This window comes from Mangrovibacterium diazotrophicum (genome assembly GCF_003610535.1).
Classification (GTDB): Bacteria; Bacteroidota; Bacteroidia; order Bacteroidales; family Prolixibacteraceae; genus Mangrovibacterium; species Mangrovibacterium diazotrophicum.
The window spans coordinates 3586637-3603132 of sequence record NZ_RAPN01000001.1 but is presented as its reverse complement, the minus strand read 5'-3'; the positions used below and the strand labels follow the sequence as shown (position 1 = coordinate 3603132).

At 45.9% G+C, this 16496-nt stretch carries 13 protein-coding genes; 11 read left to right on the top strand and 2 right to left on the bottom strand.

Going from position 1 to position 16496, the window contains the following annotated elements:
• The first annotated feature begins 143 nt into the window (after nt 1–143).
• A complete protein-coding gene (locus BC643_RS14125) occupies nt 144–566 on the top strand; it encodes a hypothetical protein (protein WP_147377233.1) in 423 nt (140 codons plus the stop codon).
• 60 nt (nt 567–626) lie between these two features.
• Here the strand turns inward: BC643_RS14125 and BC643_RS14120 are convergent, their stop codons facing one another.
• Together BC643_RS14120 and BC643_RS14115 are read right to left on the bottom strand one after the other, a co-directional pair.
• Nucleotides 627–2516: a S9 family peptidase gene (locus tag BC643_RS14120; protein WP_120273694.1), complete on the bottom strand. Its 1890-nt coding sequence runs from the start codon at nt 2514–2516 to the stop codon at nt 627–629.
• Nucleotides 2517–2674: 158 nt separating this feature from the next.
• The gene (locus BC643_RS14115; protein ID WP_120273693.1) at nt 2675–3865 is read right to left on the bottom strand and encodes a phosphoglycerate kinase; all 1191 of its coding nucleotides are present in this window, start codon (nt 3863–3865) and stop codon (nt 2675–2677) included.
• 226 nt (nt 3866–4091) lie between these two features.
• On the opposite strand from BC643_RS14115, the gene BC643_RS14105 reads away from it, so the two are divergent.
• From BC643_RS14105 to porW, 10 genes are all read left to right on the top strand, one after another.
• The gene (locus tag BC643_RS14105; RefSeq protein WP_120273691.1) at nt 4092–5126 is read left to right on the top strand and encodes an alpha/beta fold hydrolase; all 1035 of its coding nucleotides are present in this window, start codon (nt 4092–4094) and stop codon (nt 5124–5126) included.
• Nucleotides 5127–5273: 147 nt separating this feature from the next.
• On the top strand, nt 5274–6398 hold the full coding sequence (holB, locus tag BC643_RS14100; RefSeq protein ID WP_120273690.1) for a DNA polymerase III subunit delta': 1125 nt from the start codon (nt 5274–5276) through the stop codon (nt 6396–6398).
• Between the two features lie 153 nt (nt 6399–6551).
• The gene (locus tag BC643_RS14095) at nt 6552–7721 is read left to right on the top strand and encodes a PSP1 domain-containing protein (protein ID WP_120273689.1); all 1170 of its coding nucleotides are present in this window, start codon (nt 6552–6554) and stop codon (nt 7719–7721) included.
• Nucleotides 7722–7739: 18 nt separating this feature from the next.
• Nucleotides 7740–8207 (top strand): gliding motility lipoprotein GldH, encoded by a 468-nt coding sequence (locus BC643_RS14090; protein WP_120273688.1) that lies wholly within the window; start codon nt 7740–7742, stop codon nt 8205–8207.
• 67 nt (nt 8208–8274) lie between these two features.
• Complete coding sequence (gene trmB, locus BC643_RS14085) at nt 8275–9015, top strand: tRNA (guanosine(46)-N7)-methyltransferase TrmB (RefSeq protein ID WP_120274297.1); 741 nt, start codon at nt 8275–8277, stop codon at nt 9013–9015.
• Between the two features lie 37 nt (nt 9016–9052).
• The gene (locus BC643_RS14080) at nt 9053–9412 is read left to right on the top strand and encodes an MGMT family protein (protein WP_245994973.1); all 360 of its coding nucleotides are present in this window, start codon (nt 9053–9055) and stop codon (nt 9410–9412) included.
• A 79-nt stretch (nt 9413–9491) separates the two neighbouring features.
• Nucleotides 9492–10604, top strand: coding sequence for an Mrp/NBP35 family ATP-binding protein (locus BC643_RS14075; protein ID WP_120273687.1), 1113 nt, complete (start codon nt 9492–9494; stop codon nt 10602–10604).
• A gap of 257 nt (nt 10605–10861) precedes the next feature.
• On the top strand, nt 10862–11317 hold the full coding sequence (locus BC643_RS14070; protein WP_120273686.1) for a radical SAM-associated putative lipoprotein: 456 nt from the start codon (nt 10862–10864) through the stop codon (nt 11315–11317).
• Nucleotides 11314–12426 carry a TIGR04133 family radical SAM/SPASM protein gene (locus tag BC643_RS14065; protein WP_120273685.1) on the top strand — a complete coding sequence of 371 codons (1113 nt, stop codon included), beginning with the start codon at nt 11314–11316 and terminating at the stop codon, nt 12424–12426. Before BC643_RS14070 ends, BC643_RS14065 begins: the two co-directional genes overlap by 4 nt.
• Before the next feature lie 187 nt (nt 12427–12613).
• Entirely contained in the window at nt 12614–16297 is a 3684-nt protein-coding gene (porW, locus tag BC643_RS14060) for a type IX secretion system periplasmic lipoprotein PorW/SprE (RefSeq protein ID WP_120273684.1), read from the top strand.
• Nucleotides 16298–16496 lie beyond the last annotated feature (199 nt).

Here is a 16496-nt window from a genome sequence, read left to right as displayed (position 1 = left end):
AGACAAACACTTAATGTTGAAATATAATGATCAGCACTCCGATTCCGGTGTGCTGATTTTCTTTTATACCACATGCTTTCATGATAAACTTAGAAAAACGCTTTTCGTAGAACCCAGCGTAAAAAACCATTAATCATCCAGTTATGAAAAAGTCAATAATCTCTTGTCTTTTGGTTTTGCTTACGCTTTATCCCATCTTCGGACAACAGATTAGTCCGGCAAATAAAGCGAAACAAGAAACTTATCGTGAAATAAGTCACCGACAACAGAAAACCGGATGGATTCTATTAGGGGTCGGATTGACTACCACTGTTGTAGGTGCAGCAGCATTTAATGAATCGTGGGATAGCCCGTCAAACAGTAGCACTGATATTTTCGGCTTTTTGATGCTTGGAGGAGTGATTTCGACTTTTAGCAGTATCCCTTTCTTTATCAGTGCGGGGGCAAACAAGCGACGAGCATATCAACTTAGCTTCGATCTTAGTCCGCAACCATTTATCAACTCAGAGTTGACAGGACTCGCTTTAAAACCCCAACCGGGATTCAGAATAACTGTCAAATTCTAATTATTGAAACTGAAAAAGGCCCGAGCCAATGCCCGAGCCTCCTGTATAATCTTCACTTTGCTATTCTGCTGCAGGCGGAATGCCTTTTAAATAGTGATCCAGAAAATCCTTAATCTGTCCGTAGCCCTTGATCTCGTTTTCCTTTTTCACAAAGCCGTGGCCTTCGTCGGGGAAAATCACATACTCAACCGGTACATTATTACCCCGAATGGCAGCAACAATCTCATCCGATTCGACCTGCAACACGCGTGGATCGTTGGCGCCCTGCAAAACCATCACCGGATGTTTCACCTGACCGGCGTGGAACAACGGTGAGATATTGTACAGACGAACCGAGTCGTCCGAGAATGGATCACCCAATTCTTCGTAGAGTGCCTCGCGAAATGCTTCCCAATAAGGGGGGATTGACTTTAAAGTTCTCAGCCAGTTGGTCACGCCAAAAATATCGACCCCAACCTTGAACTCATCGGGGGTAAAAGTCATCGCAGCCATGGTCATGTAGCCACCGTAGCTTCCACCAATAATTCCGATTTTGTCGGCATCGATATAATCCTGCGCTGCCAGCCAATCTTTACCGGCAATGCAATCTTTCAGGTCCTTGTCGCCATGGTTCCGGTCGTCCATTTTGTAAAAGCTCTTGCCATAGCCGCTGCTTCCGCGGTTATTCACCGCCAGAATTGCGTACCCCTGGTTCACCAGGTACTGGATCAACGCAAAATACCCAACGCGCGTTTGTCCGCCCGGGCCTCCATGAACCCACACCAAAGCCGGGACTTTATTGTCTGGACTCGCCACGATTGGTTTGTAGTAGATCGCCGGGATTTCAAGTCCATCGAACGAACTAAAACGAACAACTTCCGCCGACACCAAATCGTCAGAATTGATCTCCGAATTCAAACTGTTGGTCAACTTTTTCAGTTCACCGCTTTCGAAGTTGTACACGTAAATATTGTTGGGAGCTTTGGACGTACCAATGGTCAGGCGAGCCAGTTTCTCACTGTCCGAAATGCTCACGGCAACCACATCTCCGTCCGGGATTTGCGGCAAAGCAACTTCCTGATCGGTTTCATTATCGATAACTTTCAGGCTGTTTTTACCATCCTCGTTAATTGCAATGACGCGGTATTTACCGTTTTCACTCAAATAACTGTACATGACATCCCAGTTGGTTTCGTATAGCACCTTTTTTTCGCCGGTACTAATCTCGTATTCCACTAAATAAGCAAATTCTTTCGCCGCATTCGTAATGTAGTAAAAGTACTGGCCATCCTCGCTAAAGCCCGACGAACCGTAGTTCCCATTTCCGTCGGTAATCTCCTTCATCTCCTTCGTTGCCAGGTCGTACAAAAACATCTTGTCTTCGCTGGTCGTAATTGCTTTGGTGAGGACTAATGTTTTTTCATCCTTCGAGATTCCTGAAACGTCCAGTCCGGCGTCGTTCTGATAAATCATCTCAGCTTCCCAAGTAGCGATCGGCATTTTATAAAGATCGAAAAACTTCGGATCGCGTTTGTTTGAGATGTAATACATCGATTTCTTATCATCACTCCAACCCCCGAAGGACGCTTTTTCGTTTTCGCCGGGCGTCAGATCAGTCGTGATACTATCAGAACTTAGCAAGTAAATGTGGTCAATTTCGTTGCCTCCTTTATCGGCCGAGTAAAGAATATCTCCCGAACCGGGAACGTAATCAACAGCAAAGAATGATTCCTCACCGGAATGTGTCACGGCCGTTTTTTCGGTAGACGCAATATCAATTTCGTAAACATTGAAGATGCCGGTTTCATCGCAACTCACCAACAGTTTAGTTTCATCGTTCGAAAAAGCTCCACCTCCAAAGCGGACATTCTGATAAAACTGTTCGATAGAGTACGACTGAGGTGCCGGAACCTGCTTCGTGGCACACGACCACATCAAAAACAGACAAAAAATGAAAGGAAGTTTTTTCATTGTGAAGAAATTTGAGGTTAATACTGGGTAATGCATTCAGGCTTAATCCTTCACAAGTTACTGACAATAAATCAGTAAACAAAACACAACTGCTGAAACAGAAAAAGGCTCGAGCCATAGCCCGAGCCTTTCGATATGGTTTGGATTGTGTGTTCGAATTATCCGCGAACAGCTGCGATACCCGGAAGAACTTTACCTTCCAAAGTTTCCAACATGGCACCACCGGCAGTTGAGATGTAAGAAACACCTTCAGCAATACCGAATTTGTTAACAGCAGCAACTGAGTCACCACCACCAACAAGTGAGAATGCACCGTTTTTAGTTGCTTCAACAACAGCGTCACCAATTGCTTTAGTACCAGCTGCGAAAGCTTCCATTTCGAATACTCCGGCAGGACCGTTCCAAAGAATCGTTTTTGACTTGCCAATCACTTCTTTGAAAGTAGCGATTGTATCAGGACCTACGTCCAATCCCATCCAGCCGTCTTTGATACCGCCTGCAGGACAGATTTCAGTGTTAGCGTCGCCGGCGAATTTATCAGCAGCAACACAGTCAGAAGCGATCACCAGGTTTACGCCTTTTTCTTTTGCTGTTGTGATCAATTTTTTAGCCAAATCAAGGTATTCGTCTTCACACAATGAAGAACCGATGTTACCACCCATTGCTTTCACGAAAGTGAAAATCATACCACCACCGATAATCAGGTTATCAACAGTACCCAACATGTTTTCGATGATTGTGATTTTAGTTGAAACTTTCGCACCACCCATGATTGCAGTCATCGGACGTACCGGAGCAGCTACAACTTTATCCAGGTTTGAAACTTCATCTTCAACCAGGTAACCGAACATTTTGTCGTTCGGGAAGAATTTAGCAATTACTGCAGTAGAAGCGTGTGCACGGTGAGCTGTACCGAAAGCATCGTTTACCCAGCAGTCACCCAGCTCAGCCAATTTACCGGCAAAAGCTTCGTCACCTTTTTCTTCTTCTTTGTGGAAACGCAGGTTTTCCAACAACAAAACTTCACCCGGTTTCAATGCAGCAGCCAAAGCTTTTACTTCGTCACCGATACAGTCCGGAGCCAAAGTCACCTCAACACCTAACAAGTCAGCCAAGTGACCAACCAGGTGTTTCATTGAAAATTTATCTTCCGGTCCGTTTTTCGGACGTCCAAAGTGCGACATGATAATTGGAGAACCACCTTCAGCTATAATTTTCTTAATAGTAGGAAGGGCAGCCACCATACGGGTATCATCAGTAATCTCGAATTGGTCATTCAAAGGAACGTTAAAGTCTACGCGGATCAGCGCCTTCTTTCCTGAGAAATCATACGATTCAATAGTCTGCATAATAGATTATTTTTAGGTTCTTTTTGATAAGACCCCAAAGATACAAAAAAGAAAAGTTTGCCCTTTGTAACGCCAGTTTTAAATCGGTATTTTTTAAGATTGAGGTAATGAAGGAGGAGAAGGCAAAAGTGAAAAGGCAAAGGGCAAAAGAAGTCACAACTAGAAGCCGAATCTGTAAACCGGAATTTCTTAGCTTTACATATCCAAATCCAAACCAACAACCAAGATGAAACGAATATTTTCTCGTCGTATTACAATTACCGTCGCCATCATTTTTCTAACATTGGGGGTTAAATGCCAAGAAAAGTTAGCAAATCTAGACGCTTTGACCTTCAGCGTTCCGGACGACAATGACACAGTCTACTTTATCAAAATCAATAAAGACGTAAAAACACCAAAACCTACGATTGTCTTTTGCCAAGGCTCTCTGCCAATTCCTTTGGTTATCGAATCAGCTGACAATAGCTTTTTCCTTCCAGCAATTAACTTCGACTATTCCAGGCTAGCCAATCGATACAATCTCATTGTTATCAGCATGCCACACATACCGGTTATTGCAAAGCAAGCCAATCTAAACAACCAGTTCGCCTTTATTACAAACCCGGCAGACCAGCATTCCTTTCCGAAGACTTATTTGGAAGATGATTATCTGACAAAATATGTTGATCGAGGCAACGAAGTCGTCAACTTTCTAATCAATCAAAAATGGGTTGAAAAGGATTCGATTATCGTTATTGGGCATTCGCAAGGGGCACGTGTTGCAACAAAAATTGCAAAAACAAACAAGCATATCGCAGCGCTTGGACTTTTCTCCGGAGATCCACTTGGACGAGTCACCCAAAATATCCGGCGAATCCGCCTGATGCAACGGCAAGGACAGTTAACGCCTTCTGATGCTCAAGCAAAGATTAATGAGATCTATATAAAATGGAAGCAACTGAACACTGATCCCGAACTGGCCAAAACAAGCTCTATCACAAGTTTCTCAGAACCCCTGATTAGTGACTTACTCGAAATAAAGATTCCGATTTACGTCGCCTACGGCACTGAAGATGTTGCAGCAGAATACTGCGACTTACTACCTATTGATTTTATCCAAAACCATAAAAATAATTTCAAGGTTGTCCCCTATTCCGGACTCGAGCATAACTTCATGGAACTGGATTCTTTGGGAAATCCAGATCCGAGCAAATTCCACTGGGATGAAGTTTTCCAGGAATTCATCAATTGGCTGGAAGAACCTGACACCCTTATTCGCTAAACACCGACAGGGCTGACGGCTTAAACAACAAAGAATAAAATGCCAGCCTTTTCACTTTAATCCATTGACTTCTTCTTTTTACCTTTTGACTTCCTCTTTTTGCCTTATTTTATTTTCTTATTTTTGCTTGCACTCTAAAATCAGCCTATGTTTTTTCGCGACATTATTGGACAGAAAGCCATCAAGGATCGTTTCATTCAGACAATCAACGAATCCCGGATCAGCCATGCGCAGCTATTTGCCGGCCCCGAAGGTTCCGGTAATCTGGCATTGGCTTTAGCGTACGCCCAATACGTGTCGTGTACCAACAAACTGGCTGACGATTCGTGCGGCACTTGTCCTTCGTGCAAAAAATTTGCGCGCCTGGCGCACCCCGATTTGCACTTCGTTTACCCGGTTGTGAAGTCGCCAAAATTCAAAGATCCGGTAAGTACCGACTACATTGAAGAGTGGCGAAAAATGGTACTGAACGGAACTTACTTCAGCCTTGAGGACTGGTTCAATTTCATCGGCACCGACAATGCACAGGGGATGATTTACTCGCAGGAAAGTGATGAAATTATCCGTAAGCTGAGCCTGAAATCTTATGAATCGGAGTACAAAGTGATGATCATCTGGATGCCTGAAAAGATGAACCAGGCCTGCTCGAACAAGCTGCTGAAGATGATCGAAGAACCACCATCCAAGACCCTTTTCCTGCTGGTTTCGGAGAGCGAAGAACAGCTGATTACCACCATCCGCTCGCGCTGCCAGCTCACCAAAGTTCCGGCGATCGACGAAACTGAATTGGTAGCTGCGTTGAATGAGCTTCCGGAATCATCGGGCAAAAATACTGAGCAGATAGCCCACCTCAGCCGCGGTAACTACCGACGAGCTTTGCAACTGCTCAACCCCGAAAACCAAGATCGCTACAACCTCGAAAAGTTCAAGGAGCTGATGCGGCTCACTTACGGACGCAAGTTCATCGACCTTTTTGCCTGGGTGGCCGAGCTAGCCGAAATTGGTCGCGAACGCCAAAAGAGCTTCCTTCAATATGCACTCGCCCAGATTCGCGAAAACTTCGTCTACAACCTGAAGAATCCCAAACTGGTGTACATGGATGAAGAAGAACAGGCATTTTCTGCACGGTTCTCACCGTTCATCAACGAACGCAACATCATGCCCATCACCGAAGAGCTGGAGAAAACAATCCTGCACATCACCATGAACGGTAATCCGCGCATCATTTTTACCGACATGGCATTGCGAATTGTGAAGTTGATCCGTAAATAGTTCCGCCCCCGCGTCAGCTTGACAAGTATCATGCTGAATAAAACGCAAACCCAATCAATTGCACCTTTTTTTGTCGGCAATTATGATTATTTTTGAAGCCTGTTCCCAAAAGCCGTCTTTCCGGCTAAGGTGTTCAGAGCTAATAAATCAACTATGGAAGATAATTATACAATCAACCGCGGATGTTGCAAGGGATCTGCCGGTACCTGTTCGAAGCTGGAAGTACACGACTGGCTGAGCGACGTGGTACACATGGCTACCGCTGACAATATTGTCGAGGTTCGATTTAAAAATACCCGCAAAGAATATTTCAGAAACAGCAATAACCTGAAACTGAAAATTGGCGACTTAGTTGCCGTTGAAGGCAATCCCGGCCACGACATTGGCGTAGTCAGTCTGACTGGAGAGTTAGTAAAACACCAGGTTCGCAAACACAAGGTGAAGCTTGTGAACGGCGATTTCCGCAAGGTTTACCGCAAAGCCAAACAGGCCGACATCGATAAGTGGAAAGAAGCTATTTCGATGGAACACCAAACCATGATCCGCTCGCGACAACTTGCCGCTGACCTGAAGCTGGACATGAAAATCGGAGACGTGGAATACCAGGGCGACAAGACCAAAGCGATTTTCTATTACATCGCTGAAGGCCGTGTCGATTTTCGCCAGCTGATTAAGGTTTTGGCTGAAAACTTCCGCATCCGTATCGAGATGAAGCAGATTGGCGCTAGACAGGAAGCTGGCCGCATTGGCGGTATTGGTCCTTGTGGACGCGAATTGTGCTGCGCCACCTGGATGAGCAATTTCGTTTCGGTAACAACCAACTCGGCGCGTTTCCAGGAAATTTCGCTGAACCCGCAAAAGCTGGCAGGCCAGTGCGGTAAGCTGAAATGCTGCCTTAACTATGAGGTGGATTCGTACATTGACGCGCAAAAAGATTTCCCGCCGAACAACATTTCGCTGGATACTCAGGCCGGGCAATATAATTTCTTCAAAACGGATATCTTCAACCGGATCATGTATTACATTGGTGATGGACAAAACATGACCGGCCCGCAAGCCGTTCCGGTGGATCGCGTGAAGGAAATCATTTTAATGAACAAGAAAGGACGCAAACCGGAGAAATTATTGAAGGACTCTGAAGGAACGCGTGCCAACACAAAACCGAAGGAATTCGAGGATGTACTTGCCCAGGATAGCCTGACGCGTTTCGACCAGCCGAAAAAGAACCGGAAAAAGAAACGCCCCGGCAACAAGCAACAGGGTAGCCGACGACCGTCTAACCGACGCCCCAAAGGCAACCAAGCACCACAATCGTCAAACTAAAATTTTACGGATTATTTCATGAAGTTAAAATTCTGGTTCATCGCCTGCATATCTCTTGTCGTCCTTTTCTCGTGCGACCCGCAAAAGGAGTTCGAGGCCTATCATTCAATCCAGGCTTCGGGCTGGAACAAAGACTCGCTGGTTACATTTTCGGTCGATCTTGAGAATGCTTCGGGCAACCACAACTTGTACATCAACCTCCGCAACAGCGGCGATTACGAGTACAGCAACGTTTGGCTTTTTGTCAACATCAAGTCGCCCGACGGAAGTTTGCTGACCGATACCGTTGAGTTCCAGTTGGCCGATCCTTCCGGGAAATGGACCGGCAACGGCATTGGCGATTTGTTCGACAACCAGTTTGAATACAAGGAAAATGTTTTCTTCCCGGTTTCGGGCACCTACGAGTTTTCGATCCAGCAAGGCATGAGATCTCAACTACTGAAAGGAATAAAAGATGTGGGCATCCGCATCGAAAAACGAAATTAAAAGATCAGTTGGCTTTATCGGCTACAGGCCGAAGATCAAAAAATCCGACAATCAGAAAATTGCAGAAGTGGGAAAAAATAAATTGAAAAAATTCGCTGAAATGGAGACGTTCACCAATGTGGTGCAGTCGCCCATGCAGCACCCCGGTCAGGCCGATCACGAGCTGAAAGGAAAGTGGAATACTGAATTTTTCAAAAGCAACCAGCCGTTAACGCTCGAGTTGGGCTGTGGCAAAGGCGAGTATTCCGTGTCGCAGGCCAAATTTAATCCGCTAAAAAACTTTATTGGTGTCGACATTAAAGGAGCCCGGATGTGGAAGGGCGCCAAGTTGGCCGTTGAACAGGGTATTACCAATGTCGGGTTCCTGCGCACCAGCATCGAAATCATTGATAAGTTTTTTGCGGAAGGCGAAGTGCAGGAAATCTGGATCACTTTCCCCGATCCGCAAATGAAAAGCACCCGCCGCCGGCTGACGGCCACCAATTTTATGGAAATCTATCGCCGGATTTTGGCTCCGGGCGGAATCATCCACCTGAAAACAGATAGTAATTTTCAATACCAATATACGCTGGAAATGGTCAAAGAAAACGGTTTCGAAATCGTAGCGAACACCGATAATCTTTACCAGTCCGAGCTGCTCGATGATGTTCTTTCCATTCAAACCTTTTACGAAAAACAATGGCGCGAACGCGGAATCGACATCAAATACCTGGCTTTTAAACTGAACCACAACGAACAGTTGCGCGAGCCAGACGTTGAAATTGAAAAAGATCCGTACCGCAGCTTCGGCCGGTCGGCACGGGAATAGATATTTATTGAGGGTTTCACTCGAAGTGAAGCCCTCAATGGCAAAAAACAAACCAGCACTTCGCATGAGCGACTTTTTCGACATGGTTTACCAGGTTGCCCGATTGATTCCTCCGGGGCGGGTAACAAGCTACGGCGCCATTGCCCGTTACCTCGGCACTGGTCAGTCGGCGCGAATGGTTGGCTGGGCCATGAACAAAGCCGGTTCACAGTCAGTTTATGTACCGGCACACCGGGTTGTCAATTCAAAAGGATTACTGACTGGGAAGCACCATTTCGATGGTCCGTCTGCTATGGAAGAATTGCTGGCAAACGAGGGAATTCAGGTTCAAGACAACCAAATTCTTAACTTCGAAACGGTGTTCTGGGATCCGGTAAAAGAGCTGGAGATTGAATAGCCCACTACGTATTCAGGGCTTCACTCCAAGTGAAACCCTGAATAAATGAAACTGTAAACTTTTTATACTGCAAACTGTCATGAGTGAAGCACGCAAAATAATTGTTCCGAAAAATGTAACCGACACCTTGCGCAAGGTGTTCTATCCGGGCTCAAAAGAAGATATCGTGAGCATGGATATGGTTCAGGAAATCCGTATCGCCGGTAAAAAAATTACGTTCTCGCTGGTCTTCCAGCGTTCCGACGACCAAAATATCCCCGTTGTTATCAAAGCTTGCGAGGCTATTCTGACGCAGGAATTGGGAAGCGACATCGAAGTGAAGGGCAACATCACTGCTAAGGCTATCCATCAAATGGAACGCCCGATTCTGCCTAAAGTGAAAAACATTATTGCCGTTTCGTCTGGTAAAGGTGGTGTTGGTAAATCAACGGTTTCGGTGAACCTCGCGGTTGCACTGGCCAAAACCGGAGCCAGTGTCGGTCTGATTGATGCCGACATCTACGGCCCATCGATCCCGAAAATGTTTGGGGTTGAACAGGAGCGTCCATCCGGCTTGGTTGTTGACGGCAAAGAAATGATTCACCCCGTTGAAGCTTTTGGCGTAAAAATGCTGTCGATCGGCTTTTTCGTTTCGCAGGACGATGCGCTGGTTTGGCGTGGTCCAATGGCTTCCAACGCCTTGAAGCAACTCATCAAAGACGGTTTTTGGGATGAACTCGATTACCTGCTGATCGACCTTCCTCCGGGAACTTCGGACATTCACCTGACGTTGGTACAGACCGTTCCTGTAACGGGAGCGATCATCGTTACCACGCCACAGGACGTAGCACTGGCCGACGTTATTAAAGGCGTGAACATGTTCCGCAGCAAATCGGTTGACGTGCCTGTTTTGGGCTTGGTTGAAAACATGGCCTGGTTTACCCCGGAAGAGTTGCCGGACAACAAATATTACATCTTTGGCAAGGACGGTGGTAAAGACCTGGCCGAAGCTCTGAATATTCCGTTGCTGGGACAAATCCCGATCGTTCAGGGAATCCGCGAAGGTGGTGACGAAGGCACTCCCGTGGCTAGTGACGAAACGTCGCCGATGGGACGCGCTTTCCTGGAATTGGCCGCCAATACTATTCGCGAAACCGAACGTCGCAACGCAGAACAAGACCCAACGAAAAAAGTAAAGGTTAGCCGGAAGTAAAGCTAACTATCCGAAGATATCGAAACTCCCATAACTGCCGTTCAGGTCGTTACGGGAGTTTTTCGTTTAAACAGTTCGAAACTAGCACCCCTTTCTGCGTCTAAAAAATAAGCTTGTTTAGAATTTAACTAAATTATCGTTTCAGATTGATTCGCATAGCACTCTTCCGTAACTTGCTATTCGAATTCTTCTTCAAAATATTCAAAAAAATACGCAACTTTTTCGACCTGACACCATCTCTCTAAAAAACCAAACTCATGAAAAAACTAAAAACAGGATTTCTCATCAACTGGAACCGCTTACTGAGAATTATGATGTCTATTCTGGGATTCAGCACCGCAGCCGGATTAAGCAGCTGTGACGGAGGCGGAGGGCAAGTTGAATATGGCTCTCCAAGCGCGAAATTTATTGTGAATGGGCAGGTAAAATCGGAACAAGATGAAACTGCTATCCCCAACATACAGGTAACGATGCAAGGCGATACCGTGCTAACCGATGAAAACGGAAATTACGAGGTTAACGTCACAACTTTCCCGACAGACCAGGATTTCCTGATTAAATTTGAAGACATTGACGGAACAGTCAACGGCGAATACCAAACCGAAGAAACAACAGTGGAATTTGTAGACCCTGAATTCAAAAACGGCTCAGGAGAATGGTATGAAGGCGAGACAAGTAAAACACTGAATGTTGATCTGAAAGACAAAGAATGAGTGTTTCGAAAATCACCTTTCGCAAAAGGTTAGCGCTGAAGTTACACCGCAAACACCGGGCAAACGAACAGCAGCTCCACAAGCTCAACTACATTTTTTGGGAGTGCACTTTACGCTGCAATTTAAACTGCCTGCATTGCGGAAGTGATTGTCAAAAAGATGTAGCTATTCCGGACATGCCGAGAGCGGATTTTCTGGCTGCGCTTGACGACATTACACCTTTACTTTCGCCAAACGATACCATGATCGTGTTAACAGGCGGTGAAGCCATCCTCCGAAAGGACATTTCAGAAATTGGACTGGCACTTTACCGGCGTGGTTTTCCCTGGGGCGTGGTCTCGAATGGTCTGGGAATGAATGCAACGATGATGAGCACGCTGATGCAATCTGGGCTCCGGTCTGTCACGATCAGCCTCGATGGTCTGGAAGAATCTCACAACTGGCTGCGCGGCAACCCAAGAAGTTTCAGAAATGCCGTTGAAGCTCTGAAACAAATCCGGCAACAGAAGGATCTGCGCTACGATGTGGTGACCTGTGTGAATCAGAAGAATTTCGGCGAATTAAAACAGTTCTACGAATTCCTGGTCGAACTGGGCATTACGGAATGGCGGATCTTCACCATCTTCCCGATTGGTCGCGCCAAACAGCACGAAGAGCTCCAGTTAGAACCCACTCAATTCAAAGCGTTATTCGACTTTATTGAACGGGTTCGAAAAGAAGGTCTCATCAAACTCAACTATGGCTGCGAAGGATTCCTGGGCGATTACGAAACCAAGGTTCGCGACAATTTTTTCTTTTGCCGTGCCGGCGTAAATATTGCTTCAGTCCTTGTTGATGGCTCCATCTCTGCCTGCCCAAACCTTCGGGCGAACTTCATTCAGGGAAATATTTATCAGGATAGTTTCAAGGAAGTTTGGTTAAACCGCTACCAACTTTACCGCGACCGCAGCTGGGCTAAAACAGGCATTTGCGCCGACTGCGAATTCTTTGCCGACTGCCAGGGAAACGGGATGCACCTTCGCGATGAACAAACGGGCGAGCTGCTGTTTTGCCACCTAAAACGGATTCAAGAAGGAGAACAACAGCAACAGGAAGTTCGAATCCTGTAAGGCAATCTCAATAATCAAAGGCTTCCACCCTCTTCTCTTTCCTCCTATTTTTGTATAATTGTTGCGGCGTACAAAACTGCGGGTGAAAAAAGGGAAAACAACGGGAGAATTCATCCGGTTTTTAGCTAGCCAAAAGCAATAATATCAGCAATATTCAGTTTATCCTAAAGTGCTAAAACAATCCGGATTGAAGAACAATTTCTCAAATAAACTTCTTTTGCTTTTTACGCTTTTCCTGCTTGCAGGGGGCTGTTCTACCGAGAAGAATACGGCAGTTACGCGTGCTTATCACAATGTCACTTCCCGCTACAACATTTACTTCAACGGAAAAGAAAGTTTATTTGCCGGATTGGAACGCATTGACCAGTCGGTTGACGACGATTTCACCCAAATACTGCCGGTTTACAAATCGAGCATGGGAGGAACCGAGCGTATTGCTTCGGCCGAGATGGACAATGCCATTCTAAAAGCTTCAAAACTGATTAAAATTCATTCCATTACCAAGAAGCCCAAACGTCGTAAAAACCGAACTGCCGCCTATAAAAACCTGGCAAGCAAAGACGAGTACAATGTGTGGGTCGACGACAGCTATATCCTGATGGGGAAGGCTTACTTCTACCAAAAGAAGTTCCCGCAGGCCATGGAAAACTTCAATTATGTGATCCGCAAGTACGGCGATCAACCTTCACACTACGAAGCGCTGATTTGGTTGATCCGTTGTTATTCCGAACAGGAACGCTACTCGGAAGCAATGGAAGTCATCAAGGAGATTGACGGAAGCATGGACTTTCCTCAGAAACTGGATCAGGATTTCTCGTTGGCAGTAGCTGATTTTCATTTGAAGCAAAAAGAATACGAAGAAGCCATCCCTGCGTTAACAAGTGCACTGAATGAACCCCTGAAAAAACGCGAAAAAGCCCGTTATAATTACATACTTGCGCAACTTTACAAAGAAACAGGCAACAATGCCATGGCTATTGAAAAGTTTATGAAAGTTGCCAAGTTAAACCCTTCGTACATCATGGCTTTCAATGCCCGGATCAATGCTGCGGGTGTATTTACAGAGGATGAAGATTTAGAAAAAGTAAGCAAGCTTCTGCATAAAATGTTGCGCGACGAAAAAAACGTCGAGTTCCGCGACCAAATCTATTTTGCCTTGGCTAAAATTGACAGCAGAAACGGCGATATGGATGCAGCGGTCGGCAATTATCGGAAATCAGCTGCCACAAGCGTTTCCAACGATTACCAGCGGGCGCTTTCGTGCCTGACACTGGCTGACATTTACTTCAACGAGCAGAACTACCGCGACAGCCGCGCATATTACGATAGCGCCATGTTTGTGATCGACGAAACCTATCCGGATTACAAGCTCATAGCAGAACGACACAAAAGTTTGACCATGCTAACCGACAACCTCTTGATGGTTGAACGGGAAGATAGCTTGCAAACCCTCGCGCTGATGAGCGAAGGCGACCGGAACGCAAAAATTGCGGAATGGATTAAAGAAGAGCGCGATGCCGAGCTGAGACGCAAACAGCTGGAGAACCAGGAAAAAATGGACCAGAGTTTCAACCGGATGAACCAGTCCCGTCTGGGACTTAGCCAAAGCCAAAGTTCCGGATGGTATTTCTACAATCCGTCGACTGTTACCCTGGGGAAAGCCGAGTTTGAACGCGAGTGGGGAAAACGTAAACTGGAGGATAACTGGCGACGCAAGAACAAAAGCATTGTATCGGATCTTCCTGCTGATGAGCTGGCAGAAGAAGCACCGGACAGTACTCAGATGGTAGCGGCTGCACCGCGTGTCAGCGACAAAATGAACCGAGACTATTACCTCCAGGATCTACCGCTGACCGAAGAAGCGATGCGTGCGTCAAATATTCGCATTAGAGACGCACTATTTAATGCCGGGCGAATTTTCAAACAAGACTACCAAAACTACCCGATGGCGATTGACGAATACGAAGAGCTGCTCAATCGCTACGACGACAACATTTACCAATTAACGACCTATTTTGAACTTTGGGATTTGTACGGAAAAATGGGCAACCGAAGCAAAGCCGACTATTATAAAAACCTGATCATCGCCGGCTATCCAAGTAGCAAATACGCGCAATACTTGGTTAACCCGAATTACTTCATTGAGCTGGAGGCTCACAACGACAGCATTAACCGACTGTATCAGCAAGCCTTCAACCTTTACCAAGCGGGGCAATATACGCAAGCGGGGCAAGTAGCCAGCCAGGTAAAAACCATGGCTCCTGATAGCATGCTTGTTCCAAAGATAGCGTTCATTGAAACCATTGGACAAGGAGAGAGTTCCGATTTCAACCGATTCGGTCAACTGCTGGATCAATATCTGACAAGTTACCCGAAATCGCCGGTTAAGCCTGTTGCCGAACGGATTCGCAAGTTAATTCAGGACAGTACGCTGGTTGACTATCAGAAACTGGTGGCTTCGGGCTATTTGAATAATGAAATTGTCAATGACGAATTGCTGGCCGAAGACAAATCCGTGCAGGATGAGTTTAATGGCAAGTTCTCGTATGACGAGGAGCTGATTCACTACTTCGTAATCGCTTTCGACAGGTCAGCAGACGTCGATATTAACCGCCTGAAATTCGACATCGCCAACTACAACATCGACCACTACATGAAGACCGATTTCGATATTGAAACGGAATTCCTGAACGCTAATACGACCTTACTGACGGTTCGTTCGCTTCAAAACAAAGAACAAGCCCTGATTTACTTCCGTTCCATCATTCGACGACGCGATGTTTACGAGCAACTGAAAGGCGTGGAGTATGTCAACTTTGTGACTTCAACATACAACTACCGGGAATTGAAGGCTGACCACAACACAGCTGATTACCTCAAATTCTTCCTGAAAAATTACAGCCGTTTTATTGGTGGAGACTTCCCCGAAGACGAACTGCCAGAACCGGAAGAACTGATGAGCAAAGCTATGGAAGAGGATCTGAACCTGGAGGAACGCGGAAGTTTCGTACTGGTTAAACCGGATGCTCGGGAAGAACTGTTCAGCCGAAAACCGGACGCACCGCACAACTTTGTAATTGCGGTGAAGGATGCGAAGTTCAATTCCCGTAATATGATCGGTCAGTTCTCAGCGTTCAACCGCGACGAATTTGCAGATCAAAAGCTGAAAGTCCAGGCAAAAGCGTTTGGCGAATACCAACTAATTGTAGTGAGCCCGCTTAGTTCGGCCGCCCTGGCCATGAGCTATTTCCGCAGGGTGATCGTAAACCGCAGCCTGTTCGACGATCTTGGCGAACGCAGTTACCGCAATTTCATTATTACCGATGAAAACCTGGACAAAGTGATGAAGGGCCAGTCGGTGAACGACTACATGGATTTCTATCGCGAATACTATATCAGTGGTCAATATGCGACGGCTCAGGCTGAAAGCACTGCACAACCGCCTTCTTCACGAGTGGAAACCGTTGTTGAAACATCGGAAGAACCCGTTTACAATGGCAAATTCAGCTCGGACACCAAAGGCAACCACAGCTTTGTATTACTGCTACCGAAGAAAGGAGTCGACCAAGAAAAACTACTCGATGCCATCGAGAATCACAACACCCTGGCTGATCCAGGCGGCAAGCTGAAAATCGAATCCCGCAATTTTGGAGATTCACAGCTATTAATTCGTGTTTCCGACTTTGGCGGCAAGAATACCGCGATGGATTATCTGAAAGGTTTGGTCCGCGACCAACAAGTTTACGGACCACTAGGAGAATTGGAATACCGCAATTTTATTATATCGAAAAACAATTTCGAGTTACTTAACACTGACAGCGACTTGCAGGATTATCTAAAGCTTTACAAGGCTGCTTACCTGAAAAACTAAGGCGTTAATCTTTGTTAAGAAACCTGCGCGCTCACATAATTTTGCTATAATAGAGACTGATTCCCGTTTAAAAATTGTGGTAGTTCTTGTGCGGAACGGGTAACGTTTGTCAACTATTCGGAATGTGTTAGAGGGATACTATTTTTGTTAATTAATTTAAATCGGAGCTTTCCGGGCAATCGGAACAGCCCCAATTATT